The organism is Achromobacter veterisilvae (genome assembly GCF_900496975.1).
Lineage (GTDB): Bacteria > Pseudomonadota > Gammaproteobacteria > Burkholderiales > Burkholderiaceae_B > Achromobacter > Achromobacter veterisilvae.
In genome coordinates this window covers 14,591-34,529 of sequence record NZ_UFQC01000046.1, presented here as the reverse complement: position 1 = coordinate 34,529, position 19,939 = coordinate 14,591, and the positions used below count along the sequence as shown (strand labels likewise).

The window sequence follows — 19,939 nt, the reverse complement described above, 5'->3', positions numbered from 1 at the left end:
CCCTGACGCGGGTGCGACGGCGCGCCGCAAGCTATTGATAACGACTAGGAAAATACGATGAACGGCGCAGACAGCCTTTGCGATACCTTGCTTGCCAACGACGTGGACGTGTGTTTCGCGAATCCGGGCACGTCGGAAATGCACTTTGTCGCGGCATTGGATCGCAAGCCCAGGATGCGTTGCGTGCTGGGCCTGTTCGAGGGCGTGGTGACGGGGGCGGCCGACGGCTATGCGCGCATGGCCGACAAGCCGGCCGCGACCCTGCTGCATCTGGGGCCGGGGCTGGGCAACGGCCTGGCCAACCTGCACAACGCCAAGCGCGCGCGCACGCCCATGGTCAATATCGTGGGCGACCACGCCACTTATCACGTCCAGTACGACGCGCCCTTGACCAGCGACGTCGAAGGCGTGGCGCGGCCGATGTCGCACTGGGTCAAGCGCACGATGACGGCCGCCGCGGTGTCCGCCGACGCGGCCGAGGCCGTGGGCGTGGCGCGGCAGTCGCCGGGCAATATCGCCACGCTGATCCTGCCCGCCGACACGGCCTGGACCGACCTGCCGGACGGCGCCGCCCAGCCGGTGCTGGCCCCGCGGGCGGAACTGGCCCGGACTTCGGCGGAAGCGGTGCGCGCGGCCGCCGCCGCGATCCGTTCCGGCGAAGTCGCGACGCTGATGCTGGGCGGGGCCGCGCTGCGCGAACGCGCGCTGGACGCCGCCGGCCGCATCGCGCGCGCCACGGGCGTGCGCCTGGTGTCGGAAACCTCCAACCGCCGCATCGAGCGCGGCGGCTCCCGCACGCCGGTCGACCGCCTGCCCTATCCCATCGACCTGGCGGTGGCCAAGCTGAAGGACGTGCGGCATCTGGTGCTGGTCGGCGCCAAGGCGCCGGTCGGTTTCTTCGCCTATCCCGGCAAGCCCAGCCTGCTGGCGCCGCCCGACTGCAACCAGGTGGTGCTGGCCACGGCCGAGCAGGACCTGGCCCACGCGCTGGAATGGCTGGCCGACGAGCTGGGGATCGCCGCGGACGCGCCCCGGCTGGTTCCGCCGGCAGCCAACTACGAAGTGCCGCAATCCGGGAAGCTGACCGGCGCCGCCGTCAACATCCTGGTCGCGCACCTGCTGCCCGAGCAGGCCATCGTGTGCGACGAGTCCATCACCCAGGGCCGGGAATTCCCGCTCTACAGCGCCAGCAGCGCGCCGCACGACTGGCTGATGCTGACCGGCGGCGCCATCGGCATCGGCCTGCCGCTGGCCACCGGCGCCGCGGTGGCGTGCCCGGACCGCAAGGTCGTCACCCTGCAGGCCGACGGCAGCGGCATGTACACCCTGCAGGCGCTGTGGACGCAGGCGCGCGAGAACCTCGACTGCCTCACGGTGATCCTGGCCAACCGTTCCTACGCCACGCTGCATGGCGAAATGAAGAACGTCGGCGTGAAAGAGCCGGGCCGCAACGCCCGCCGCATGCTGGACCTGCAGGAGCCCCACCTGGACTGGACGCACCTCGCGCGCGGCATGGGCGTGGAGGCGGTCAGCGTGGACACGGTGGAAGCATTCGCGCGCGCGCTCCAGGACGGCCTGAAGCGCCGCGGCCCGTTCCTGATCGAAGCGGTGATCTGACCGGTTCCCGCGCCTCAGCCCAGGAAGTACTCGGGCTGGGGCGCGGTGACGACGGCGCGGTACTCTTCCAGCAGCAGTTCGGCGTGCCGCGTCAGCGGCCGGATGCGCGAACGCACGATGCGGGAGTGGATGAGCAGGCTGGGACGAAACGGCCTGATCACGAACTGGTCCAGGGGAAAGGGGGCGATGGCGGCCGGTTCCACCAGGCCCACCCCGACGCCCGCGCGTATCAGCGCCAGCAGCGCGGCGGACGAGGTGACTTCCACCGCCACGGGCATGTGCAGGCCGGCCTCGGAGAAGGCGATCTCCAGAAAGCTCCCGAAATTCGTTTGCGGCCCGTAGGACAGGAAGGTTTCAGACTTGAGGTCCTGCGCGGCGACCTGCTCCAGGGCGGCATAGCGGTGGCCGCGGGCAGCGACGCAGACCAGATGCTGGGGGCCGAGATCCTCGTTGTGGGTGTCGGGCGACGAGGTGATGTCGTGCACCAGGCCGAAATCCGCCTGGCCGTTCAGCACGCGTTCGACGATAGGCTGGTTGGCCAGTATTTCCAGCGTGACGGTGATGCCGGGGTGCCGCGCGCGCAGTTGCTTCACGGCTTGCGGAAGAAAAGTCGCGGCCTGGGTGGGGATGGCCGCCACGGTCACATTGCCATGGTCGGGATTGGCGAGACTGCCGATCAGCCGTTGCACCACGCCGTAGGACCCATAAAGATGCTCGACGCTTTCGTGCAACTGGAGCGCCTGGGGCGTGGGAACCAGGCGCTGGTGGGTGCGTTCGAACAGCGTCAGGCCGGTGTCGTCTTCCAGTTGCCGCAGCATCTTGCTGGCGGCCGATTGGGTCATGCCCAGGAGCTTCGCCGCGCGCGATACGGAGCCTGAAATCATGATGGCGTTGAAGACGCCCAGTTGCGCGAAGCTGGGTTCGCGCGACTCATGGGATCGACTCAGGCCGAGATGCGAGCGTGGGCTCATAAGGGCGGGACTCAGGGGAAGTACGGATAGGTGCAAAACTCATATATTGCATGAAAGAACCCCCGTCGTCATCATGCCCGCTCCCTCTCTCCCCACAGGAGCAAGCAGATGAAGATGCCCCCGCAAGATCCTTGCCTGACCGATGCGGCGCGCCTTGCGCTGAACGATCCCACGCTGTCTTCCGCGCGCCGGCGCCAACTGCTGGCCTTGCTGGGCGCCGCGGGCGTGTCGGCGATGCTGCCGCTGCGGCGGGCGCATGCCGACGCGGCGAAGATCGTCGTCTGCAACTGGGGAGGCGACGCCATCAAGCACCAGCCGGCCGTCTGGGGAAAACCCTTCGAAAAGGCCACCGGGACCAAGGTGGAGTTCGACGGAACCGGCCCTTCCTTCGGCAAGATCCGCACCATGGTGGAGTCGAAGAACGTGGTGTGGGACGTGTGCGATGCCAACCTCGCCGCGGCGCATTCGCTGGGCAAGCGAGGCTACCTGGAGCCGATCGACTACTCCATCGTCGACCGGAACAAGGTTCGTCCGGGCTTCAGCAGCGAATACGGCGTTTCGCATTTCATCTACAGCTTCGTCCTGGCCTACGACAAGAAGGCCTTTGGCGACCGCGTGCCCAGGACCTGGGCCGACTTCTGGAACACCAAGGACTTTCCCGGCATGCGCATCCTGCCGGACCGCGTCCTGGCATCGCTCGAGGCCGCGTTGATGGCCGATGGCGTGCCGGCGGACGCCGCCAAGATCTATCCCATCGATGAAAAGCGGGCGCTGGACAAGATCGCCGCGATCAAGGAACACGCGATCTTCTGGAAGACGGGCGCGGAGAGCCAGCAACTGCTGCGCCAGGGAGAGGCCACCATGGGCCTGGTGTGGCACACGCGCGCGGCGGTGATGCGGCGCGAGCCCGGTTCCAGCATCGATTTCACCTGGAACCAGGGCATTCTGATACCGGCCGGTTGGCTGGTGCCCAAGGGGAATCCCGCGGGACGCAAGGTCTTCGACTTCATCGCGTCGACCCAGTCGCCGGAGAGCCAGATCGAACTGCTGCGGCTCATGGGCAACGGCCCGGCCAATCCCGCGGCCAGCGCGCTGGTGCCGCCGGAACTGCGCAAGGACAATCCCACGGACGACGAGAACTTCCGGCTGCAGATCGTGGCGGATGCGGTCTGGCACGGCGAGAACCAGGACCGCATCTACAACGAGTACGTCAAAGTGATCACCGGCTGAGCACGCAGCATGAGCGCATACGCAGATATGGTATTGCACGGCGGCCGCATCGCCACGCTGGACGCTTCCCTGGGCGTGGTGCAGGCGCTGGCGATACGCGGCGGCCGGATCGTCGGCGCGGGGACGGACGCCGACTGCCTGGCGCTGGCCGGGCCCGCGACGGCCAAGGTCGGCCTGGCGGGCGCGTTCGCCATGCCGGGGATCAACGACAGCCACTGCCATCCGGACGGGCAGGCGGTCAAGGCGGGACGCTGGGACGACCTCTCCGGGATCGATTCCCAGGCCGCCCTGCTCGGGCGCCTTGCGGCGTTCCACCGCCAGGCGCCGGCCGGCGCCTGGTATCTGGGCTTTCGCCTCGACGAGAACGACATCGGCGGCTATCCCATGCGCGCGGCGCTGGATGCCGCCGCGCCGGGACGCGCGGTATTCCTCCTGCGGCGCGATGCCCAGGTGGGCGTGGCCAGCCAGGCCGCGTTCGCCGAACTGGCCGTCAGCGGCCTGGCGCGCGCGGTGCCCGATCACTGCCTGGACGAACCGGCGGGCCTGGCGCGCGGCCGGGGCGTATTCGCTTTCACCACGCATATCGCGGCGGGCGACCGGGTCGAGGACTATCTCGGCGGTTATCCGGCGATCTTCGGCGAGATGGCGAGGCTGGGCATCACCAGCGTCCACAACGCCCTGACCAGCGCGCTGGCGTTGCGGGCGTATCGGCGCCTGCATGCGGCCGGAGCGTTGCGGGTGCGTGTGGGCATGATGCTCAATGGTCGCGATGAAGCGCTGGTCGACGACGTTCTGCGTTCCGGCGCGCGTTTCGGCGACGGCGACGAATTCCTGCACCTGCTTGGCGTGGAGTACGGATCGGACGGCAGCACCAGCGGCCGCACGGCCGCGTACTACCGGCCCTATTCCCCTCAGGCGGGCGCCGCCGCGACCGGGCCCGCCGAGTTCGGCGACGTGAATTTCTCGGCCGAGGAACTCGCGTTCAAGGTCGGCAGGGTCATGGCCGCGGGCCTGCAGGCGGCCGCGACTGGAAACGGCGACCGGGGCATCGATTTCGCGCTGGACGCGTTCGAACGGGCGCTGGCCGTCCATCCCGGCGCGGTCCCGCCGCGCATCGAACACTGCTGCTGCGCGCCGCCGCCCATCCAGCAGCGCATGGCGAGGCTGGGCGTGATCGATTCGTCCGCGGCCGGCTTCGCCTACAACCTGGGCGATGCCTACTTGCGCAACCGGCCCGAGTGCGACTGGCCCTGGCTGTGGCCCCATCGCGACATGCTGGACAGGGGCGTGCTGGTCTGCGGGCATTCGGACGCTCCGGTCTGCGACCGCAATCCGTTTCTCGGCATATGGTCCATGGTGACGCGCAAAACGGCATCGGGCGCCGAGATCGGAGCCGCGCAGGCGATCACCGTGGATGAAGCCATGCGCTGCTACACCGTCAATCCCGCGATCGCCGAGCGCCAGGCCGGATTCAAAGGCACGCTGGCGCCCGGCAAGCTGGCCGACCTGATCGTGCTGGACCGCAATCTGTACGAGATCCCGGCGGACGCGATCCGTGGCGCGGCGGTGCTCGCCACGCTGGTCGGCGGGCGCGTCGCGTTCCGGTCGCCGCTCGCGTCGTGGGCGGACGAACTTCCCGAGGAGGACTGAACCATGCAGCGCTCGCTTCCCGTCGCGCTGGTCTTGCCCGTGGTGTTGCTGGTCGGCGGCCTGTTCCTGCTGCCGGTACTGCGCATCCTGGCGATCAGTTTTACAGAGCCCGTGGCCGGCATCGGCAACTACGTGGCGCTGTTCACGCAGCCGCTCTACCTGAAAATCATGGCGACCACCGCCAGGATATGCGTCTGGACGACGCTGATCGCCCTGGTGCTGGGCTATGTCGTGGCCTACGTCATGGCCAACGTGCCCGCGCACGTGCGTAGCTGGATGACGATCTGCCTGCTGGTGCCGTTCTGGCTGTCGGTGCTGGTGCGGGCCTTCGCCTGGGTGCTGCTGCTGTCCAGGGAGGGCGCCGTCAATGCGACGCTCATGGCGCTGGGCCTGGCCGACCGGCCGCTGGCGCTGCTGCGCAACGAAACCGGCGTGCTGATCGGCATGGTGCATTACATGATCCCCTATGCGGTGCTGCCGATGCTGACCAACATGCTGGGCATGGACCGCTCGCTGATGGCGGCGTCGCGCGCCCTGGGGGCGGGGCCCGTGCGCACATTCCTGCGCGTGTACCTGCCGTTGTCGCTGCCGGGTGTGCTGGCTGCGGCGGTGCTCGTCTTCATCTTCTGCCTGGGGTTCTTCATCACCCCGGCCCTGCTGGGCGGCGGAAAGACCGTGATGGTGGCCCAGTACATCGAGTTCGGCATCAGCGAAACCATGAACTGGGGAATTTCCACCGCGTTCGCCAGCGCCTTGCTCGCCACCGTGGTGCTGAGCCTGGTCCTGATGTCGCGCTGCGTGCGGGTCCCTTCCTTGTTCGGTGCGCCATGACCATACGTCCATCCTGGTGGTTCCGGGCCGCGGCCGTGTGCGCAGCGCTGGTGCTTGCGTATCTGTTCCTGCCGGCGCTCGTCGTGATTCCCGTGTCGTTCACCGACCGCAGCTATCTGTCGTTTCCGGCGGAGTCATGGTCGCTGCAGCATTACCGTCAACTGGTGGAAAGCCCCGTTTGGCGGGAAAGCCTGCTGCAGAGCGTTGCCGTGTCGGCCGTCTCCACGCTGGCCGCGACCTGCCTGGGCTGCGCGGCTGCCATCGGCGCGTGGAAGCTCGGCGCGCGGCTGGGAGGCCTGGTCCGCATGCTGGCCTTGCTGCCCCTCATCGTTCCCACGATCGTGGGGGCGTTGGCGTACTACCGCCTGTACATCGACCTGGGCCTGCTCGACACCTACACGGGCGTGGTGCTTGCCCATGTGGTTGCCGCCACGCCTTTCGTCTTCGTGTCGGTGGGTTCGGCGCTGGCCAATTTCGATCCGCGCCTGGAGCAGGCGGCCCGTTCGATGGGAGCCCGGCCCCTGCAGGTACTGTCGCGCGTCACCTTGCCCGGCATCCGCCCGGGCATCGTATCGGGCGCCATTTTCGCGTTCATCGTGTCCTGGGACGAGTTGGTCGTGCTGCTGTTCATCACCACGCGCAACGTCTATCTGTTGCCGAGGGCGATGTGGGACGGCATCAACGAGAACGTGGATCCCACGATCGCGGCGGTGGCGACCCTGATGATCTTGATCACCTTCATATGCCTGTGCGTCGAGCGCCTGCTTGCGCACAGGAAAGGAAAGCGGGAGTCCTCATGAATTCATCTCATTCTCCGGCCGAGCCGCTCTTGCGGGTGCAGGGGCTGCGCAAGCTATTCGGTTCGACGGCGGCGCTGGACGGCATCGACTTTTCGCTGGCGCCGGGCGAGTTCCTGACGCTGCTCGGCCCGTCGGGATCCGGCAAGACGACGACCTTGATGTCGATCGCGGGCTTCGTCGCGCCCAGCGCCGGCGAAATCTTCCACCGCGGCGCGCCCATCACCAGCCGTCCGCCCGAGGACCGGGGCTTCGGCATGGTGTTCCAGGGATACGCGCTGTTCCCCCACATGACGGTGGAGCAGAACGTGAGGTTTCCCCTTTCGATACGCGGGGTTTCCGGCGGCGAGGCGCGCACCCGCGCGAGGGCGGCATTGGAACAGGTGCAACTGGGGGCGTACGCCGGACGCTATCCCCGCCAGCTTTCCGGCGGGCAGCAACAGCGTGTGGCGCTGGCCCGCGCGCTGGTCTACCGGCCCGACGCGCTGCTGCTGGACGAGCCCCTGTCGGCGCTGGACAAGAAGCTGCGCGCCGACCTGCAATGGGAGCTGCGCAAGCTGAACAAGGAATCCGGCGCATCCTTCCTGTACGTCACGCACGATCAGGAAGAAGCCCTGTCGATGTCCGACCGCATTGTCATCTTCAACCAGGGGCGCATCGCGCAGATCGGGTCGCCGTCCGAACTCTACGAGCGGCCGGCGAGCCTGTTCGTGGCCGAATTCCTGGGGCGCAGCAATGTGCTGCAGGGCACGGTGCGTTCGGCCGGGCAGGACGGGTTGGCGGTGGATTACGAGGGCGGGGTCATCCAGGTCGCGGGCGCGCCGCGCGCGTGCGCCGCCGGCGACAGCGTGAGCCTGGTGGTGCGGCCGCACAAGCTGCGGCTGGCGTCCGCGGGGCAGCCGGGCCTGCAGGCCCGCGTCGAAGCGGTCGGCTACGCGGGGAACCTGCTGAACTACCTGCTGCGCACGCCTCGCGGCACGCCGCTATACCTGGAATGCGTCGCCGGCGCGGGGCAGCATCCGGACCTGCGCCAGGGCGCCGACGTGCTTGTCGCGGTGGACGGCGAGGCCGTCAGCGTGCTTGAGGCGGCGCGGCCGTGAACGGAACGTCCACCTCGCATCCAGGTCCGGGGCCTGACGGGCATGGAACCGGACGCGTTGCGCGGCGTGACGGTGCAATCGGGCCGGGATTGGTCTATCCTGCATGATGCGCCGCGCCGTGAAGGGCGGCTGCATTTCGAGACTGACCGGTTTCGGAACGTAGGATCCGAAAAACATGCGACGGCCGGCGCGCGGTGGCGCGCCGGCCGCATTTGCGGGGGGAATTCCACAACATGAAGTTCGCCGATTTCAAAGACGGCATGCTCATCAAGGCCGGCCCCGTCACCGTGACGGAAGCGGAGATCCTGGAGTTTGCGCGCAAATACGATCCCCAGTGGTTCCACACCGATCCCCAGCGCGCCTCCGAAGGCCGGTGGGGCGGGCTGATCGCCAGCGGCTGGCATACCTGCGCGCTGACCATGCGCATGGCCGTGGACGCGGCGCTGCACGATTCCGAATCGTTCGGCTCTCCCGGCCTGGGCGAAGTGCGCTGGCGCACCCCCGTGCGTCCGGGCGACACGCTGCGCCTGGAGGCGCGGGTGCAGGGCGTGCGCACCTCGTCGTCGCGCCCCGACCTGGGCATCATCACCTGGGCCTGGACGGTCTACAACCAGCACGACGAAGGCGTGCTGGAACTGGACGCGACCAGCCTGTTCGACCTTACCGGCGAGAACTAGCGGACCAGGGGGGCGGGAACGCCGCCGCCGCGCTACCGCTTGCCGCCCGCCTGCTTCAGAATGGCGGCGGCATCGGGGCCGGCCGCGGCCTTCCAGGCGTTCACCGAGTCCGCCGCCGCGTCCTTCAGCGCGTTGCGCACGGGCAGCGGCACCGAGGTATTGATGACCACGCCGTTCTTGCGCATGTTGGCGTAATTCTGCTGCAGGCGGCCGTCGATCCGCTTCCATTGTTCGGTTTCGGTCTGCGCCGCCGCCTGGTCGATGGCGCGCCGGGTGCGCGCGTCCAGGGCCTGGTAGGCCTGCAGGTTCATCGTCGCGATCGAGACCGGCATGGCGTAGTTGATCTCGGCGAAGTTGGGCAGGTGTTCCCACAGCTTGCGGCCCGCGCCGCCGTCGCCCGAGGACAGCACGGCGTTCACTTCGCCCGAGGCGATCCGCGGCATGGCGTCGGCGAACGAGATGTTCTGCGCGCGGGCGCCGGCTTTCTGCATCACGTCCTGCGAGGTGGCGTCATAGGTGCGGATGCTCAGGCCCTTCAGCGCCGCGACGCCGTCGATCTTCTGCTTCGACCAGATGCCCGAGGCCGGCCAGGGCGTGGTGTACAGCAGTTTCTGCCCGTGCGCCGCCAGCAGTTTTTCATAGGCCGGCCGCGCGGCCTTGTTCAGGTTCCGCGCCTTGGACAGCGAGTCGGCCAGGAAGGGCAGGGACGAGACGCCGAAGATCGGGTACTTGGTGGCCAGGGCGCCCGCGAACGCATCGCCCGCGTCGACCTTGCGCGCCTCCACGGCGTCGATCATGTCGCCGGACTTGATCCCCTTGGCGGCGTCGTAGCTCGCGTCGATGACCACGGCGCCCGAGGTCTTCGCGCGGACCAGTTCGGCGAAGGTGGACACGCCCTGGCCGGGCATGGAGGTGGCCGGGTATTCGGTGGCCATCGTCAGGGTGGTGGCGGCATAGGCGCCATGGGCCATGAAGGCCATGGCGATGCCCGCCAGCAGGCGGAGGGATGGATTGCCTTGCATGCGCGACTCCTGGTTGGTTGGGTCGGGCACGTGGGACGGCGCGGGAGCGCCCGGGCCCGTGCCTGGCCGATGCCGCAAAGCGTACGGCCTGCGCGGGGCCGCGGCTATTCGGGCTTTCGGCAATGCGCGGGCGCGGTTCGATTGCCCAAGGACGAAATGACAAGGCCGCCCCGAGGGGCGGCCTTGTTCAGGGCCGGGATAGGCGGGCGATCAATAGAACGCCTGGATGCCCGTCTGCGCGCGGCCCAGGATCAGGGCGTGCACGTCGTGGGTGCCTTCGTAGGTGTTGACCACTTCCAGGTTCACCAGGTGGCGGGCCACGCCGAACTCGTCGGAGATGCCGTTGCCGCCGAGCATGTCGCGCGCCAGGCGGGCGATGTCCAGGGCCTTGCCGCAGGAGTTGCGCTTCATGATGGACGTGATTTCCACGGCGGCGGTGCCTTCGTCCTTCATGCGGCCCAGGCGCAGGCAGCCTTGCAGGGCCAGCGTGATCTCGGTCTGCATGTCGGCCAGCTTCTTCTGGATCAACTGGTTGGCGGCCAGCGGACGGCCGAACTGCTTGCGGTCCAGGGTGTACTGGCGGGCGGTGTGCCAGCAGGCCTCGGCGGCGCCGACGGCGCCCCAGGCGATGCCGTAGCGGGCGGAGTTCAGGCAGGTGAACGGACCCTTCAGGCCGGACACGCCGGGCATCATCTGTTCGTCGGACACTTCCACTTCGTCCATGACGATTTCGCCGGTGATCGAGGCGCGCAGGCCGACCTTGCCGTGGATGGCCGGGGCCGACAGGCCCTTCATGCCCTTTTCCAGGATGAAGCCGCGGATCTTGCCGTCGAAGTCGCCGCCGACGCACTTGGCCCACACCACGAAGACGTCGGCGATGGGCGAGTTGGTGATCCACATCTTGTTGCCGGAAACCTTGTAGCCGTCGGACGTCTTGACGGCGCGGGTTTCCATGCCGCCGGGGTCGGAGCCGTGGTTGGGTTCGGTCAGGCCGAAGCAGCCGATCCATTCGCCGCGGGCGAGCTTGGGCAGGTACTTCTGCTTTTGCGCTTCGCTGCCGAATTCGTTGATGGGCACCATCACCAGGGACGACTGCACGCTCATCATGGAGCGGTAGCCGGAGTCGATGCGTTCGACTTCGCGGGCGATCAGGCCGTAGCTGACGTAGTTCAGGCCGGCGCCGCCGTATTCGACGGGGATGGTGGCGCCCAGGAGGCCCAGTTCGCCCATTTCGGAGAAGATGGCCGGATCGGTCTGTTCATTGCGGAACGCGTTCAGGACGCGCGGAGCAAGCTTGTCCTGCGCATAGGCGTAGGCAGCGTCGCGCACCATGCGTTCTTCTTCGGTCAGTTGCTGGTCCAGCAACAGGGGATCTTGCCAGTGAAAGGAAGGATTCGAGGACATGCTGGTCTCCGCTATGGATTTCCGTGTTCGGAATGCTAGAAAGTTTAAACCTAAAATAATTGCGACGGCAAGCTGCGGGTTGCCCGGCGCGCCTTGCGCGCCGCCGGCGCCCGCCGTGTCCTTGCCGTGTCAGTGCTGGGCTTTCAGGGCCGCGTCGCGGATCTTTTCCAGGGTCGTGGACGGCGTGATGGTTTCCGGATCGATGAAGCAGTGCAGGATCGCCGGCTTGCCGCTGGCCAGGGCGCGCTCGAAGGCGGGCCCGAACTGCTCGGTGGTCTCGACGCGTTCGCCGTGGCCGCCGAAGGCGCGCGCGTAGTCGGCGAAATCCGGGTTTTTCAGCGCGGTCGCGGAAATGCGGCCGGGGTAGTGCTTTTCCTGGTGCATGCGGATCGTGCCGTACATGCCGTTGTCCACCAGCACCACCACGATGGGCAGGTCGTACTGCACGGCCGTGGCGAATTCCTGGCCGTGCATCAGGAAGCACCCGTCGCCGGCGAAGCACACCACCGTCTTGTCGGGCCAGACGCGCTTGGCGCCCACGGCCGCGGGCAGACCGTAGCCCATGGAGCCCGACGTGGGCGCCAGTTGCGTGCCGTAGCGGTTGAAGCGGTGGAAGCGGTGCAGCCAGGTGGCGTAGTTGCCGGCGCCGTTGGTCATGATGGCATCGGCCGGCAGCGTTTTTTCCAGATAGGCCATCACCTGGCCCATCTGGAGCGCGCCCGGCGTCGTGATCGCGGAGGGATCGCTCCATTGCAGGTACGACTCGCGCATGGCCTGCGTGCCTTCGGCCCAGGCGGGCTTGGCGGGCGCCTTCAGGCCGGCGAGCGCCTGCGCGAAGGCGGCGGGCGAGGTGTTGATGGCCAGCGTGGGGCGATAGACGCGCGCCAGTTCGCCGGAGTCGGGGTGCACGTGCACCAGCTTTTGCCGGGGCACCGGGATGTCCAGCAGGGTATAGGCCTGGCTGGGGTTTTCCGACATGCGGCCGCCCACCAGCAGGACCAGGTCCGCGTCGGCGACGCGCTTGAGCAAGGCCGGATTGATGCCCAGGCCCACGTCGCCGATGAAGCAGGGGTGGTCGGCGGGGAACAGCATCTGGCGGCGGAACGACACCGCCGTGGGCAGCGCGTGGCGCTGCGCGAAATCGGCGAACTGCTGCACGGCGCGGGCGTCCCAGCGCGTGCCGCCCAGGATCGCGACCGGGTTCTTGGCGTCGGCCAGCAGCTTTTCCAGGTCGGCCAACTGGCCGGCGGTGGGCGCGGAGTCGATGATTTCGTAGCGGGGCGCGTCGGCGACCGCCGCCGCTTCGACGAGCATGTCCTCGGGCAGGGCGATGACGACCGGGCCGGGGCGGCCCGAGGTGGCGACGTGGAAGGCGCGCGAAATCAGTTCGGGGATCCGTTCGACCTGGTCGATTTCGGTGACCCACTTGGCCTGCGTGCCGAACACGGCGCGGTAATCCATTTCCTGGAAGGCTTCGCGTTCGCGCATGCCGCGTTCGATCTGGCCCACGAAGAGGATCAGCGGGGTGGAGTCCTGCTTGGCGATGTGCACGCCGGCCAGCGCGTTGGACGCGCCGGGGCCGCGGGTCACCATGCAGATGCCGGGTTCGCCGGTCAGCTTGCCGTGGGCGTCGGCCATCATGGCCGCGCCGCCTTCCTGGCGGCACACCGTGACCTTGATATCCGCGTCGTGCAGGCCGTCCAGCACCGCGAGGTAGCTTTCGCCGGGAACACAGAAAACATGCTTGACGCCCTGCGCAACCAGTTGGTCGACCAGGATGTGTCCGCCTAGGCGGGATTCTTGCTGGGACATGGGGGTGGTAGTCATGATGAGCCGAGGTTAGGACATCCGAGCATAATGTTCCTCGATCGCACAATGCAATTGATAAAATTGCACAATCTATTGACCCACCGGCACGACGTGCCATGTTGCGCCGCGGCAAGCGCCGCGCCCCGAGCGCCGCAGCACCCGGCCCGCACAAGGCGGTTCCCGCTCTATGAGAAACGGCATTCCCAACCTGAGCGCCTTGCAGGCGTTCGAAGCCTCCGCCCGCCTGGGCAGCTTTTCCCGCGCGGCCGAGGAACTGTCCCTGACCCACAGCGCGGTCTACCGCCAGGTGGCCAGCCTGGAGTCGCGCCTGGGCGTGCAACTGTTCACCCGGGTGCGGCGGCGCATCGTGCTGACCGACCACGGGGCGGAATACGCCGGCCGCATCCGCCACCACCTGGACCAGATCGAAAAAGACACCTTCGGCCTGGTCAGCCGCACCGGCATGGGCCGCAGCATCCACATCGCCGTCGTGCCCACCCTGGCCACGACCTGGCTGATCCCGCGCCTGGCGGACTTCCAGCGGGAACACGGCGACATCACCGTCAGCCTGTCGGTGCGCACGCTGCCCTTCCAGTTCAAGGACCAGCCCTTCGACGGCGCGCTGTACCACGGGGACGGATTGTGGCCGGGAACGCAGGGCGTGCTGCTGTTTCCCGAGCGCGAGCTGGTGCCGGTGTGCGCGCCGGAACTGGCGGCGCGCGCGGCGGACTCCGGCGCCGGCGCCCTGTCCGGCATGACGCACCTGCACCTGGCTTCGCGCCCCGACGCCTGGCGCCAGTGGTACGGCGCCAATAACCATCTGTACGGCCCCCAGGCCGCGGGCGGGCCCCGCTACGAACTGTTCACCATGGTGATGGCGGCGGTGCAGGCCGGGCTGGGGGTGGGGCTGATGCCGCGCTTCCTGGCGCAGCCCGCGCTGGACCAGGGCACGCTGGCGATGCCGGTGCCGCAGTCGCTGACGGTCAGCCAGGGCTATTATTTCGGCTATCCGCAGCGCAGCGAACGCTCCGAGGCGCTCCAGCTCTTCGAGAGCTGGCTGAAGTCGGCCGCTTCGGGCGTGGGCGGGCGCTGAGCCGTAGAATCAATCATGTCCGACATTCGCCCGCCGCTCGCCTCCCAGGCCGATATCGACGCTTTCATAGACGCCGTATGGCTCGAGGACGGCCTGTCGGCCAACACCCTGGCCGCCTACCGGCGCGACCTGACCGGCTTCGCGCGATGGCTCGAAGACCCCGAGGCCTATGCCCGCGAAATGGCCGACCGCCACGGCGCCGGCGGGCAGGCCCACGCGCTGCCCGCGGGGCCCGCCATCCCCCTGCGCGATGCTGGAAAAGCCGACATCGAGGCCTGGTTCGCCTTCCGCCACGAGGAAACGCGCGCCACCACCGCCAACCGCCGGCTGGCCGCGCTGCGCCGTTTCTATGCCTGGGCCCTGCGCGAACACCGGTGCGAGCGCGATCCCTGTCTGACGCTGGTCGCCGCCAAGCAGCCGCCGCGCATGCCCAAGACCCTGTCCGAGCAGCAGGTGGACGCCCTGCTGCGCGCGCCCGACCTGGAGCAGGCCCGGGGCCTGCGCGACCGCGCCATGCTGGAAACGCTGTACGCCACCGGCCTGCGGGTGTCCGAGCTGGTGGGCGTGCGGACCCTGGACGTGAGCCTGAACGAAGGCGTGGTGCGCGTGGTGCTGGGCAAGGGCGGCAAGGACAGGCTGGTGCCCCTGGGCGCGGAGGCGGCGCACTGGATCGACCGCTACCTGAAGGCCGGGCGGCCGGAACTGGCGGCCGGCCGCGTGAGCGACGCGCTCTTCATCACCGGCCGGGCCGAGCCGATGTCGCGCCAGGCCTTCTGGCAACTGGTGAAGAAGTACGCCTTGCTGGCGGACGTCCGCGCGCCCCTGTCGCCGCACGTCCTGCGGCATGCGTTCGCCACGCACCTGCTGAACCACGGCGCCGACCTGCGCGTGGTGCAGATGCTGCTGGGCCACGCGGACATCTCCACCACGCAGATCTACACGCACGTCGCGCGCGAACGCCTGAAGGCGCTGCACGCGGTGCACCATCCCCGCGGCTAGCCGCGCGGCGCCTTTTCCCACATCAGTCCGGCATTCTCATGAGCAAAGCCCGCCACGTATCTGAAACGCCCGCCACCCAGTTCCTCAAGCAGCACAAGGTGGCCTATACGGAACATACCTACGACTACGTCGACCACGGGGGCGCCGGCGAGGCCGCGCGCCAACTGGGCCTGGACCCGCATGCGGTGGTCAAGACGCTGATCATGGAGGACGAGTCCGCCAGGCCGCTCATCATCGTCATGCACGGCGACCGGGAGGTCTCCACCAAGAACCTGGCCCGCCAGGCGGGGCTGAAGAGGGTCGAACCCTGCAAGCCCGAGGTGGCGCAGCGCCATTCCGGCTACCAGGTGGGCGGCACCTCGCCTTTCGGCACGCGCAAGAAGATGCCGGTATGGGTCGAGGCGGAGGTGCTGGACTATCCCGTGGTCTACATCAACGGCGGGCGGCGCGGCTACTTGATAGGGATCGATCCCAAGGCGCTGGTCGGCCTGCTGGGCGCGAAAGGCGTCTCCGTCGCGCTGGAGCAGTAGCGCCGGCCGCGGCGCTTGCGGTATCCCGATACCACCTCGCGGGCCGATGGCGGAGCCACAATAGGGACGAAGACCAAGAACCGGAACCCCGCCCCGCGGGGTGCAGAACCGGCTTTCCGCCATCCCTAGGAGACTTTCCATGAGCAAGCGACTGTTGATGCTGGTCGGCGACTACGCCGAAGACTACGAGACCATGGTGCCGTTCCAGACCCTGCTGACGGTGGGGCATACGGTGCATGCGGTATGCCCGGACAAGAAGGCCGGCGATACCGTCGCCACGGCCATCCACGATTTCGAGGGCGCGCAGACCTACAGCGAAAAGCGCGGCCACAATTTCGCGCTGAACTACGACTTCGACCGCGTCGAGCCCTCGTCCTACGACGGCCTGGTCATTCCGGGCGGACGCGCGCCGGAGTACCTGCGCCTGAATGAAAAGGTGCTGGACATCGTGCGCGCCTTCGACCAGGCCGGGAAGCCCATCGCGGCGGTGTGCCACGGCGCGCAACTGCTTGCCGCGGCGGGGATCCTGAAGGGGCGCACCTGCTCGGCGTATCCGGCGTGCGCGCCGGAAGTCCGCCTGGCCGGCGGCACCTATGCCGAGATCGGGATCGACCAGGCCTACACCGACGGCAACCTGGTGACCGCGCCCGCGTGGCCCGCGCATCCGGCCTGGCTGTCGCAGTTCCTGGCGGTGCTGGGCACCAAGATCGTCCCCTGATAGCGGCGGAAAAAAAGGCGTCCGGGACCGCCCCGGGCGCCTTTCGCGTTTCTGCCGCGCGTAGTGCTCAGGCGAAGTCGAGCACGACGCGGCCTTCGATCTGGCCGCGGCGCATGCGGTCGAAAACGTCGTTGATGTTTTCGAGGCTTTCGGTGGCGACCGTGGCGTGCACCTTGCCCTCTTCCGCGAATTGCAGCGACTCTTGCAGGTCCAGGCGCGAACCCACGATCGAGCCGCGCACGGTGACGCCGTTGAGCACCATGTCGAAGATCGACAGCGGGAAGTCGCCCGGGGGCAGCCCGTTGAGCGCCACGGTGCCGCCGCGGCGCACCATGCCCAGCGCCTGCTCGAACGCCTTGGGCGACACGGCCGTGATCAGCGCGCCGTGCGCGCCGCCGATTTCACGCTTCAGGTAGGCGGCCGGATCCGTGGTCTTGGCGTTGACGGTGACCTCCGCGCCCAGGCGGCGGGCGAAATCCAGCTTGGCGTCGTCGATGTCCACCGCGGCGACGTTCAGGCCCATGGCCTTCGCGTACTGCACCGCCATGTGGCCCAGCCCGCCGATGCCGGAGACCACCACCCAGTTGCCCGGGCGGGTGTCGGTCATCTTCAGGCCCTTGTACACGGTGACGCCGGCGCACAGCACGGGCGCGATCTCGACGAAACCGACGTTCTTGGGCAGCAGCCCCACGTAGTCCGCGGCGGCCAGGGCGTACTCGGCGAAGCCGCCGTTCACGGAGTAGCCGGCGTTCTGCTGCTGTTCGCACAGGGTTTCCCAGCCGCCCAGGCAGTGTTCGCAGTGCCCGCAGGCGGAATAGAGCCAGGGGATGCCGACGCGGTCGCCTTCCTTCACGTGGGTGACGCCGGCGCCCGCCGCCACGACGTGGCCGACGCCTTCGTGGCCGGGGATGAAGGGCGGATTGGGCTTGACGGGCCAGTCGCCCTCGACCGCGTGCAGGTCGGTGTGGCACACCCCGCAGGCTTCGATCTTCACCAGGAGTTCGCCCGGACCCGGGCGCGGCACCGCGACTTCTTCGATGACGAGGGGCTTGCCGAATGCCCGCGCGACCGCTGCCTTCATGGTTTTATCCATCACTACCTCCGAAGTCTGATCAGTTTGACTATCCTCGAACGCGTGTGTTTTCCCGACCATGATTTATATCAATACAGAGAAAGCGCGGGGAGACCGGAAACGTGTGGTTTCAGAATGGCGGCGGCGCCCTCCGGGAATCCCTGCGGCGCATCGCCTTGCGGGGGCGCCGCCAAACGGCGTACAGTGGGCCAAAGGCGTCCCGGCCCAGGCGGGCGCCTTGCCCCGAGCCCCAGGATCCTCCCATGTGTGAAATCTTCATCCGCGCCAGCGAGCAGTCCTATGCGCCCGAGACCCGGTCCCTGCGTTTGCACGGGGCGGCCACCAGCCTGCGGCTCGAACGGCTGTTCTGGCAGGTCCTGGAAGAGATCGCGGGCCGCGACGGCATGCGCGTGACGCAACTGATCGAACGCCTGTACGACGAACTGATCGAATACCGGGGCGAGGCCGCCAACTTCACCTCCTTCCTGCGCGTGTGCTGCCTGCGCTACCAGTTGTTGCAGGCCGAAGGCCGGATTCCGCTGGACGCCGGCGTGCCGATCCGCTCGCTCAACGCCCAGGCCGTGCTGGAAGGGTTGCCGCCCTCGCTGTACGACGCGCAGCCCCTGCGCCCGAAACGTCGGGCCGCGTAGGCCGGGCCGCGTAGCAAAGAAAAGGGCCCGATTGGATCGGGCCCTTCGCTTATGCGGGGGAGGAAGCTGCCGGCATTCAGCCGCCGGACTGGATCGAGGCCAGCGCCACTTCGCTTTGCACGATGCGGCGGATGCGCACCGCATCGCCGATGCGCGAGAGCTTGCCTTGGGAATCCAGCAGCACGATGGCCAGATCGCGGCCGTTGATGCGCGCCAGCATCACCAGGCATTCGCCGGCCTCGTTGATGTAGCCGGTCTTGGAAACCTTGATGTCCCAGTCGGGCTTGCGCACCAGCAGGTTGGTGTTGCGGAACGTCTGCGTGCGGTTGTTGATCTCGACGTCGTACTCGGTGTCGGTGGAGTAGCGGTGGATCAGCGGGCGCTGGGCCGCGGCGCGCAGCAGGCGGGCCAGGTCGTGGGGCGACGAAACGTTGTTGCTGGACAGGCCGGTGGGTTCGATGAAATGCGTGCTGGCCATGCCCAGCGCCTGCGCCTTGGCGTTCATGGCGGCCACGAAAGCGGGCAGGCCGCCCGGATAATGGCGGCCCAGCGCGTTGGCGGCGCGGTTTTCCGACGACATCAGCGCCAGGTGCAGCATGTCCCCGCGGGACAGCTTGGTGCCCACGCGCAGGCGCGAGGTGGTGTGCTTGAGGCCGTCGACGTCGTCGTCGGTGATTTCGAGCATCTCGTCCATGGGCAGGTTGGCGTCCACCACGACGACGGCGGTCATCAGCTTCGAGATGGAAGCGATGGGGCGCACCACGTTTTCGTTCTTGGCGAAGACGACGGTGGAGGTTTCCAGGTCCTGCACGTAGGCGGTGCTGGAGCGCAGGGCGGCGGCCTCGGCGCGCGCCGAGGCGGCGGGCGGCGGCATGGCGGCGGCGCCCGCCGCGGCGGCGGCGCGCTGCGCGCGCGACGGTTTGTTGGGTTTGCCGTTCTTGCCGGCGGCGCCCTTCTTGGGCGGCGTGGCCTTCGCGGAGGCCTGCTTGCCGCCCTTGGGGGAGGCGGCCTTCTTGCCGGCCGAGGCCTTGGGCGGAGCCTTCTTGGCGGCCGGAGCGGCCTGTTTGGCGGAACCGGCCTTCGGGGCCGGCGACTTCTTGGCTTGTTGCGCCTTGCAGGCCGACGACTTCGCGTTGGTCTTGCAGGGATCGGAATTCTTGGCGGCTTGCGCGGCGGGGGGCAGGAGCGCGCACATCGCCAGCGCCACAGGCGCTATCGCGTTCGCAATCGCACGTTTCCAGGAAAAGGCCATGGTTTGAGCAGGCTTGTCAGTCTGTGAAAAAATATTTCTTAAGCCGGCGTTGCGTCGGATCAGGAAAAGTCCAGATGAATTAGAGGCTTACGCGTCGAATTTAAACAGCAATTTCAAGTGATGCGCAAGACGATTCGCTATCTTCGCCGAAAAAAATATCGGTGACGTATTGACGCGGGTTCAATTCGTCACAAGACGCGTCACGAGAAGCTAATGGCGCGCGGCGCGTGAGCGTAGCCCGGATTAACCCTCATTTGGCTGAACGGGGGGATGCGAAGGGGGGAAGGCGGGAACGGGCGGGGCGTCGGATCCGACGCCGGAAGTGGCCTCGCCGGGTGGAATCGAACCACCAATTGACCCTTAGGAGGGGCCGGTTATATCCATTTAACTACGGCGAGACGTGTCGGCTTTTGCAAACCGACCTGCGCAACGGGCTGAAAAACCAGGATTCGCCAGCGATGCGTATCGATTCGAGACCAGGATTCTAGCATCTGGAACCGGTTTGAACGGCTGGCCG

Annotated in this window: 18 protein-coding genes and 1 tRNA gene; 12 read left to right on the top strand and 7 right to left on the bottom strand. The window is 67.9% G+C overall.

Annotation, left to right across the window (positions count from 1 at the left end; genetic code table 11):
* Nucleotides 1–57 precede the first annotated feature (57 nt).
* Nucleotides 58–1,617, top strand: a complete 1,560-nt coding sequence (locus AVE30378_RS28090) for an acetolactate synthase large subunit (protein ID WP_129245838.1) — start codon at nt 58–60, stop codon at nt 1,615–1,617.
* 14 nt (nt 1,618–1,631) lie between these two features.
* On the opposite strand, the gene AVE30378_RS28085 is transcribed toward AVE30378_RS28090, so the two are convergent.
* The gene (locus AVE30378_RS28085; RefSeq protein WP_129245836.1) at nt 1,632–2,588 is read right to left on the bottom strand and encodes a LysR family transcriptional regulator; all 957 of its coding nucleotides are present in this window, start codon (nt 2,586–2,588) and stop codon (nt 1,632–1,634) included.
* Nucleotides 2,589–2,696: 108 nt separating this feature from the next.
* On the opposite strand from AVE30378_RS28085, the gene AVE30378_RS28080 reads away from it, so the two are divergent.
* The 6 genes from AVE30378_RS28080 (at nt 2,697) to AVE30378_RS28050 (ending at nt 8,873) form a co-directional block, all read left to right on the top strand.
* Nucleotides 2,697–3,818, top strand: coding sequence for an ABC transporter substrate-binding protein (locus AVE30378_RS28080; protein WP_129245834.1), 1,122 nt, complete (start codon nt 2,697–2,699; stop codon nt 3,816–3,818).
* Nucleotides 3,819–3,827: 9 nt separating this feature from the next.
* Nucleotides 3,828–5,468 (top strand): amidohydrolase, encoded by a 1,641-nt coding sequence (locus AVE30378_RS28075; RefSeq protein ID WP_129245832.1) that lies wholly within the window; start codon nt 3,828–3,830, stop codon nt 5,466–5,468.
* A 3-nt stretch (nt 5,469–5,471) separates the two neighbouring features.
* Entirely contained in the window at nt 5,472–6,299 is an 828-nt protein-coding gene (locus tag AVE30378_RS28070) for an ABC transporter permease (RefSeq protein ID WP_129245830.1), read from the top strand.
* Entirely contained in the window at nt 6,296–7,099 is an 804-nt protein-coding gene (locus AVE30378_RS28065; protein ID WP_129245828.1) for an ABC transporter permease, read from the top strand. The genes AVE30378_RS28070 and AVE30378_RS28065 overlap by 4 nt, the downstream gene beginning before the upstream one ends.
* Nucleotides 7,096–8,196, top strand: coding sequence for an ABC transporter ATP-binding protein (locus AVE30378_RS28060; RefSeq protein ID WP_129245826.1), 1,101 nt, complete (start codon nt 7,096–7,098; stop codon nt 8,194–8,196). Before AVE30378_RS28065 ends, AVE30378_RS28060 begins: the two co-directional genes overlap by 4 nt.
* 233 nt (nt 8,197–8,429) lie before the next feature.
* On the top strand, nt 8,430–8,873 hold the full coding sequence (locus AVE30378_RS28050; protein ID WP_129245824.1) for a MaoC family dehydratase: 444 nt from the start codon (nt 8,430–8,432) through the stop codon (nt 8,871–8,873).
* A gap of 32 nt (nt 8,874–8,905) precedes the next feature.
* Here the strand turns inward: AVE30378_RS28050 and AVE30378_RS28045 are convergent, their stop codons facing one another.
* The 3 genes from AVE30378_RS28045 to AVE30378_RS28035 all read right to left on the bottom strand — a co-directional run bounded on the left by AVE30378_RS28045 (nt 8,906) and on the right by AVE30378_RS28035 (nt 13,111).
* Nucleotides 8,906–9,895, bottom strand: a complete 990-nt coding sequence (locus tag AVE30378_RS28045; protein WP_129245822.1) for a TRAP transporter substrate-binding protein — start codon at nt 9,893–9,895, stop codon at nt 8,906–8,908.
* Nucleotides 9,896–10,105: 210 nt separating this feature from the next.
* A complete protein-coding gene (locus AVE30378_RS28040) occupies nt 10,106–11,299 on the bottom strand; it encodes an acyl-CoA dehydrogenase (RefSeq protein WP_129245820.1) in 1,194 nt (397 codons plus the stop codon).
* A gap of 129 nt (nt 11,300–11,428) precedes the next feature.
* Entirely contained in the window at nt 11,429–13,111 is a 1,683-nt protein-coding gene (locus AVE30378_RS28035) for a thiamine pyrophosphate-binding protein (protein WP_129245860.1), read from the bottom strand.
* A gap of 184 nt (nt 13,112–13,295) precedes the next feature.
* Here AVE30378_RS28035 and AVE30378_RS28030 point away from each other — a divergent pair, with 184 nt between their 5' ends.
* From AVE30378_RS28030 to AVE30378_RS28015, 4 genes are all read left to right on the top strand, one after another.
* Entirely contained in the window at nt 13,296–14,201 is a 906-nt protein-coding gene (locus AVE30378_RS28030; RefSeq protein ID WP_129245818.1) for a LysR substrate-binding domain-containing protein, read from the top strand.
* A gap of 15 nt (nt 14,202–14,216) precedes the next feature.
* Nucleotides 14,217–15,200: a site-specific tyrosine recombinase XerD gene (gene xerD / locus AVE30378_RS28025; RefSeq protein WP_129245816.1), complete on the top strand. Its 984-nt coding sequence runs from the start codon at nt 14,217–14,219 to the stop codon at nt 15,198–15,200.
* 38 nt (nt 15,201–15,238) lie between these two features.
* The gene (ybaK, locus tag AVE30378_RS28020; RefSeq protein ID WP_129245815.1) at nt 15,239–15,730 is read left to right on the top strand and encodes a Cys-tRNA(Pro) deacylase; all 492 of its coding nucleotides are present in this window, start codon (nt 15,239–15,241) and stop codon (nt 15,728–15,730) included.
* Nucleotides 15,731–15,869: 139 nt separating this feature from the next.
* Nucleotides 15,870–16,448 (top strand): DJ-1/PfpI family protein, encoded by a 579-nt coding sequence (locus AVE30378_RS28015; RefSeq protein ID WP_129245813.1) that lies wholly within the window; start codon nt 15,870–15,872, stop codon nt 16,446–16,448.
* Nucleotides 16,449–16,515: 67 nt separating this feature from the next.
* Here the strand turns inward: AVE30378_RS28015 and adhP are convergent, their stop codons facing one another.
* Complete coding sequence (gene adhP, locus AVE30378_RS28010) at nt 16,516–17,541, bottom strand: alcohol dehydrogenase AdhP (RefSeq protein WP_129245811.1); 1,026 nt, start codon at nt 17,539–17,541, stop codon at nt 16,516–16,518.
* A gap of 242 nt (nt 17,542–17,783) precedes the next feature.
* Between adhP and AVE30378_RS28005 the strand changes: the two genes are divergently transcribed.
* On the top strand, nt 17,784–18,170 hold the full coding sequence (locus tag AVE30378_RS28005) for a ribbon-helix-helix domain-containing protein (RefSeq protein ID WP_129245809.1): 387 nt from the start codon (nt 17,784–17,786) through the stop codon (nt 18,168–18,170).
* A 76-nt stretch (nt 18,171–18,246) separates the two neighbouring features.
* Here AVE30378_RS28005 and pbpG read toward each other — a convergent pair whose 3' ends face one another.
* Together pbpG and AVE30378_RS27995 are read right to left on the bottom strand one after the other, a co-directional pair.
* Nucleotides 18,247–19,422 (bottom strand): D-alanyl-D-alanine endopeptidase, encoded by a 1,176-nt coding sequence (pbpG, locus tag AVE30378_RS28000; RefSeq protein ID WP_165360332.1) that lies wholly within the window; start codon nt 19,420–19,422, stop codon nt 18,247–18,249.
* A gap of 323 nt (nt 19,423–19,745) precedes the next feature.
* Nucleotides 19,746–19,820, bottom strand: a tRNA-Arg gene (locus tag AVE30378_RS27995).
* Nucleotides 19,821–19,939 lie beyond the last annotated feature (119 nt).

Bases quoted from the DNA above. Each gene is read 5' to 3' on its own strand.
- AVE30378_RS28090 (WP_129245838.1), top strand. From the start codon at position 58: ATGAACGGCGCAGACAGCCTTTGCGATACCTTGCTTGCCAACGACGTG.
- AVE30378_RS28085 (WP_129245836.1), bottom strand. From the start codon at position 2,588: ATGAGCCCACGCTCGCATCTCGGCCTGAGTCGATCCCATGAGTCGCGC.
- AVE30378_RS28080 (WP_129245834.1), top strand. From the start codon at position 2,697: ATGAAGATGCCCCCGCAAGATCCTTGCCTGACCGATGCGGCGCGCCTT.
- AVE30378_RS28075 (WP_129245832.1), top strand. From the start codon at position 3,828: ATGAGCGCATACGCAGATATGGTATTGCACGGCGGCCGCATCGCCACG.
- AVE30378_RS28070 (WP_129245830.1), top strand. From the start codon at position 5,472: ATGCAGCGCTCGCTTCCCGTCGCGCTGGTCTTGCCCGTGGTGTTGCTG.
- AVE30378_RS28065 (WP_129245828.1), top strand. From the start codon at position 6,296: ATGACCATACGTCCATCCTGGTGGTTCCGGGCCGCGGCCGTGTGCGCA.
- AVE30378_RS28060 (WP_129245826.1), top strand. From the start codon at position 7,096: ATGAATTCATCTCATTCTCCGGCCGAGCCGCTCTTGCGGGTGCAGGGG.
- AVE30378_RS28050 (WP_129245824.1), top strand. From the start codon at position 8,430: ATGAAGTTCGCCGATTTCAAAGACGGCATGCTCATCAAGGCCGGCCCC.
- AVE30378_RS28045 (WP_129245822.1), bottom strand. From the start codon at position 9,895: ATGCAAGGCAATCCATCCCTCCGCCTGCTGGCGGGCATCGCCATGGCC.
- AVE30378_RS28040 (WP_129245820.1), bottom strand. From the start codon at position 11,299: ATGTCCTCGAATCCTTCCTTTCACTGGCAAGATCCCCTGTTGCTGGAC.
- AVE30378_RS28035 (WP_129245860.1), bottom strand. From the start codon at position 13,111: ATGTCCCAGCAAGAATCCCGCCTAGGCGGACACATCCTGGTCGACCAA.
- AVE30378_RS28030 (WP_129245818.1), top strand. From the start codon at position 13,296: ATGAGAAACGGCATTCCCAACCTGAGCGCCTTGCAGGCGTTCGAAGCC.
- xerD (WP_129245816.1), top strand. From the start codon at position 14,217: ATGTCCGACATTCGCCCGCCGCTCGCCTCCCAGGCCGATATCGACGCT.
- ybaK (WP_129245815.1), top strand. From the start codon at position 15,239: ATGAGCAAAGCCCGCCACGTATCTGAAACGCCCGCCACCCAGTTCCTC.
- AVE30378_RS28015 (WP_129245813.1), top strand. From the start codon at position 15,870: ATGAGCAAGCGACTGTTGATGCTGGTCGGCGACTACGCCGAAGACTAC.
- adhP (WP_129245811.1), bottom strand. From the start codon at position 17,541: ATGGATAAAACCATGAAGGCAGCGGTCGCGCGGGCATTCGGCAAGCCC.
- AVE30378_RS28005 (WP_129245809.1), top strand. From the start codon at position 17,784: ATGTGTGAAATCTTCATCCGCGCCAGCGAGCAGTCCTATGCGCCCGAG.
- pbpG (WP_165360332.1), bottom strand. From the start codon at position 19,422: ATGGCCTTTTCCTGGAAACGTGCGATTGCGAACGCGATAGCGCCTGTG.